1 protein-coding gene is annotated in these 4,530 nt (G+C 64.1%); it reads right to left on the bottom strand.

Going from position 1 to position 4,530, the window contains the following annotated elements:
• Nucleotides 1-4,530 (bottom strand): non-ribosomal peptide synthetase (locus J3361_RS29185; protein WP_207967443.1); only part of this gene is annotated, 4,530 nt, incomplete at both ends.

Here is a 4,530-nt window from a genome sequence, read left to right as displayed (position 1 = left end):
ACGGCAGCGTCGGCTCGTCAATGTCGCCGAGCATGTCGCGGAAAAACTGTTCGTGGGCCTCACGACTCACCCCCAACCGGGCCTGGGCCACGTAGTTGCGGTACGGCACCGAGGCCGGCAAGCGTTGCGCCTGACCGAGCATGTGCGCCTCGATTTCGGCCGACAGCACCGCCAGCGACGTGGCATCGTCCACCAGGTGGTGGAACAGCAGGATGCCCACCCAGCGCTGGTTCACCGTGTCTTGCGCATAAGCGACCCGCATCAACGGTGCTTGACGGATGTCCAGGCGATAGTGCCGGGGGTCGAAACGCTCATGCAACTGCGTGGCAATATCGTCGACCGCCGGATCCAGCACGACCGATTCAACCGCCAACCGGGCATCACGCCAGACCACCTGCACGGGTTCGGCCAGGCCTTCCCAAAGCACGCCCGTGCGCAGAATATCGTGCCGGGCGACGACAGCCTGCAACGCCTGGGTGAAATCGTCCATGCGGCTGAAGCTGTCGAAGGCGAACATCACATATTGCAGGTAGGGGTCGCCCTGGGCAGCGGCGAGGTGGTGGTACAAAATCCCTTCTTGAAGAGGCGCCAGGGCGTAGATGTCCTGAACGTTCGCCGCGCCACCGGGCACTGTCGCGACAATGTGTTCAATCTCATCCTGAGACAGCTCGGCCAGCGGCAACATGCCCGGGGTAATCCGTGTGCAGCCATCCGGGATGCCATTGGTCGGTACCACGACTTCGGTGTGCCCGCCGACCGAAGCAGCCAGCGCGGCCAGCGTCGGCTGACTGAACAGCACCCGCACGTCGGCACTCAAGCCGGCGTGGCGCATGCGCTCGATCATTTTTACGGCCAATAGCGAGTGGCCGCCCAGCTCGAAAAAGTTGTCGTGACGACCGATTCGTTCCAGGTCCAGCAGGTCTTGCCAGATCGCGGCGATGACGATCTCGGCCTCATCTCGCGGCGCTTCGTATTCGCGAGTCGCCACCGACGACTGATCCGGTGCCGGCAGCGCCTTGCGGTCGAGCTTGCCGTTGGTGGTCAGCGGGAACGAGGTCAATGTCACGAAGGCGCTCGGCACCATGTATTCCGCGAGCGAACCCAACAATTCGGTGCGCAGCTTGGCGGCCGACAGTTGCACGTCTTCGTTGGCAATCACGTAAGCGACCAGACGCTTGTCACCCGGCTCGTCCTCGCGAGCGATCAACACCGCCTCGCTGACCCCCTCGCAAGCCGCCAACGCCGCTTCGATCTCGCCCAACTCGATACGGAAACCGCGGATCTTCACCTGGTCGTCATTGCGGCCCAAGTACTCGATGCTGCCGTCGGCCAACCAGCGGCCAAGGTCGCCCGTCTTGTACATCCGCGCGTTCGGCTCGACGCTGAACGGGTTGGCGAGGAAACGCTCGGCGGTCAGTTCGTCACGGTTCAAGTAGCCGCGACTGACACCCGCACCGCCCACGTACATTTCGCCGACCACGCCCACCGGTACCGGCTCGCGCTGGGCGTCGAGGACGTACAGTTGCAGGTCGGGAATGCGCTTGCCGATCGGGCTGACACCGGCCAACTGCGCGTCGGCCGCTTCGAGCGGACGGTACGTCACGTGCACCGTCGTTTCGGTGATGCCGTACATATTGACCAGTTGCGTCCGGGCATTGCCCTCGCGGGCATACCACGGCTTGAGGATGCCGGTTTCCAGGGCTTCGCCACCGAAGATCACCTGGCGCAGGCTGTGCTGCAGGTCGCTTTCACCCTGGGCCGCGATCAACTGGCGGAAGGCACTCGGCGTCTGGTTGAGAATGGTCACGCCTGCTTCGCACAGCAAGGCATAGCAGTCTTGCGGTGAACGACTGACCAGTTGCGGTACCACCAACAGGCGACCGCCATGGGTCAAGGCGCCCCAGATTTCCCAGACCGAGAAATCGAAGGCGAAGGAATGGAACAGCGCCCACACATCCTGCGGGCCAAATTCGAACCACGACTGGGTCGCTGAAAACAGCCGTGCGACGTTGCGGTGCTCGACCATCACGCCCTTGGGCAATCCGGTGGAGCCGGAGGTGTAGATCACGTAGGCCAGGTGCGACGAAGTCAGGCCTGGTACTTGAGGATTGGCCACGGCCTGGCTGTGTTGCGTCGGGCTGTCGAGGTCGATGACGCGCACCGCCTCCTCGGCCAGCAGGTCCCGGGTTGCGGCGTGTACCACGATTGCCACGGGAGCGCTGTCCTCGAGCATGTAGGCGATGCGTTCGGCCGGATAGGCCGGGTCCAACGGCACATACCCTGCACCGGCCTTGAGGATGCCCAGCAGGCCAACGATCATGTCCAGACCGCGTTCGACGCAAATCGCCACCCGGTCATCCGGGCGAATACCCAGGGGCAACAGACGATGGGCGACCTGGTTCGCTCGAGCGTTGAGTTCGCCGTAGGTCAGCGTCCGCTCTTCGAACGTCACTGCCACCGCGTCAGGCTGCGCCGAGGCCTTGGCTTCGAACTGGCGATGGATCAGCGCGTCATGGGCATACACTGCCTCCGTCTCATTCCAGCTTTCAAGTAATTGCTTGCGTTCGACCGACGGCAATATTGCCAGGCTGTGCAACGGCGCCTGCGGCGCATGCTCCAACGCATCAACCAGGTTTTCCAACGCCACCTGCAGATAGCCACAGACGCGTTGCGCACCGATCCGGGGCTCGACCTGCGCCGTCAGGCTGAAATCTTCACCCAGGTCATCGACGCTCATCGTCAGCGGATAATTGGTGCGTTCTTCGCCGCCCAGGGCCTCGATCCCTTGCCAGGCTGACGACGCTTGCAACGCAATGGGCTCGGCGACCGAATGGCGGTAATTGAGCAACGCGCTGAACAGCGGCGTCGGTGCCATGACGCCACTGCAACGCTGGGCCAACGCCAGGGAGGCGTGTTCATGGCCCAACAGGCCGGTCAGCCGGGCGTGGGTCGCCAGGACACCGTCGCGCACACTTTGCCCACCGACCTGTACGCCAATCGGCAAGGTGTTGATGAACATCCCCAAGGCCCGGTCGGCGCCTTCGCCGCCCTGCATTCGTCCCATCAGCACCGTGCCAAACACCACCTCGTCGCGCCCCGAAACGCGGCCCAATACCTGGGCCCAGGCCAAGTGATGCAAGGCCGCCGCGCTCACCCCCAGACGGCGGGCCTGGGTGCGCAGGCGTCGGCTCAAATCAGTCGCGAGACCCTGCCGGGCTTCCTCGACAAGGCTGCCATCGCCGCGTACATCCTGCAGGCCGAACGGCAGCGTCGGCTCGTCGATGGCACCAAGCATGTCGCGGAAAAATGCCTCGTGCGCTTCACGGCTCACGCCCAGGCAGGCCTGGGCCACGTAGTTGCGATACGGCACCGCCTCGCCCAACTGGCCGGCCTGGCCCAGCAGGTGCGCCTGCATCTCGTGTCGCACCACGTCCAGCGCCGTATGGTCCAGCGCCATGTGGTGGAACAGCAAGCTCGCCACCCAACGCTGGTTGAGCACATCCTCGGCAAAGCGGATGCACATCAACGGCGCCTCACGGATATCCAGGCGATGCTGGCTGGCGTCAAAACGCGCCTTCAAGTGACCGGCGATGTCGCCACCCCCGGTACCGAGGAGCACTTGCTCCACGCCCAGCGATGCCTTGCGCCAGACCACCTGCACCGGCTCGTCCAGACCTTCCCAGGCCATGGCGGTACGCAGGATGTCATGGCGGTCGATCACCCCCTGCAGAGCCTGGGTGAAAGCGTCGAGGCGTTCGCGACTGTCAAAGGCAAACTGTGCCTGCAAGACATAGGGATCGCCCTGCCCGGCCGACAGGTGATGGTAGAGAATGCCTTCCTGCAAGGGCGCCAGCGGATAGATGTCCTGCACATTGCGCGCCCCACCCGGCACCGCCGCCACAATACGGTCGATGGCTTCCTGGCTCAACGCGGCCAGCGGCAGCATCGCCGGAGTAATGTGGGTGCAACCCAGTGGAATCAGGTTGGCCGGGACGTCGACTTCATCACTGTCATGACCCACCGCGGCTGCCAGCGCAGCCAGGGTCGGTTGATTGAACAGCACGCGCACGTCGGCGCTCTGACCGGCCTGGCGCATCCGCTCGATCAGGCTGACCGCCAGTAGGGAATGCCCGCCCAGTTCGAAGAAATGGTCGTGGCGACCGACTTGCTCCAGGCCCAGCAGGTCCTGCCAGATTTGCGCCAGGACGGTTTCGGTTTCGCCTTGCGGGGCTTCGTAGCCTCGGGAGATGACGGCATCGAGGTCCGGTGCCGGCAGGACCTTGCGGTCGAGTTTGCCGTTCGGTGTCAGGGGCAGCGCGTCCAGTCGGACGTAGGCCATGGGTACCATGTAGTCAGGCAGTTGTGTTTGCAGGTGAACGCGCAGGGTTTCGATGTCGACGGCTTCGTCCGACGAGTGTTGGGTGAAATAGGCCACCAGGCGCTTGTCGCCCGGTATGTCTTCGCGGGCCAGGACCACGGTTTCTTTCAGCGCTTCGTGGCGGGCGAGCTTGGCTTCGATCTCCCCCAGTT

The sequence above is a fragment of the Pseudomonas sp. OA65 genome, from assembly GCF_017498305.1.
GTDB classification, from domain to species: Bacteria; Pseudomonadota; Gammaproteobacteria; order Pseudomonadales; family Pseudomonadaceae; genus Aquipseudomonas; species Aquipseudomonas zanjanensis.
The sequence above is the reverse complement of the archived record's forward strand: the minus strand, read 5'-3'. Positions and strand labels throughout refer to the sequence as shown.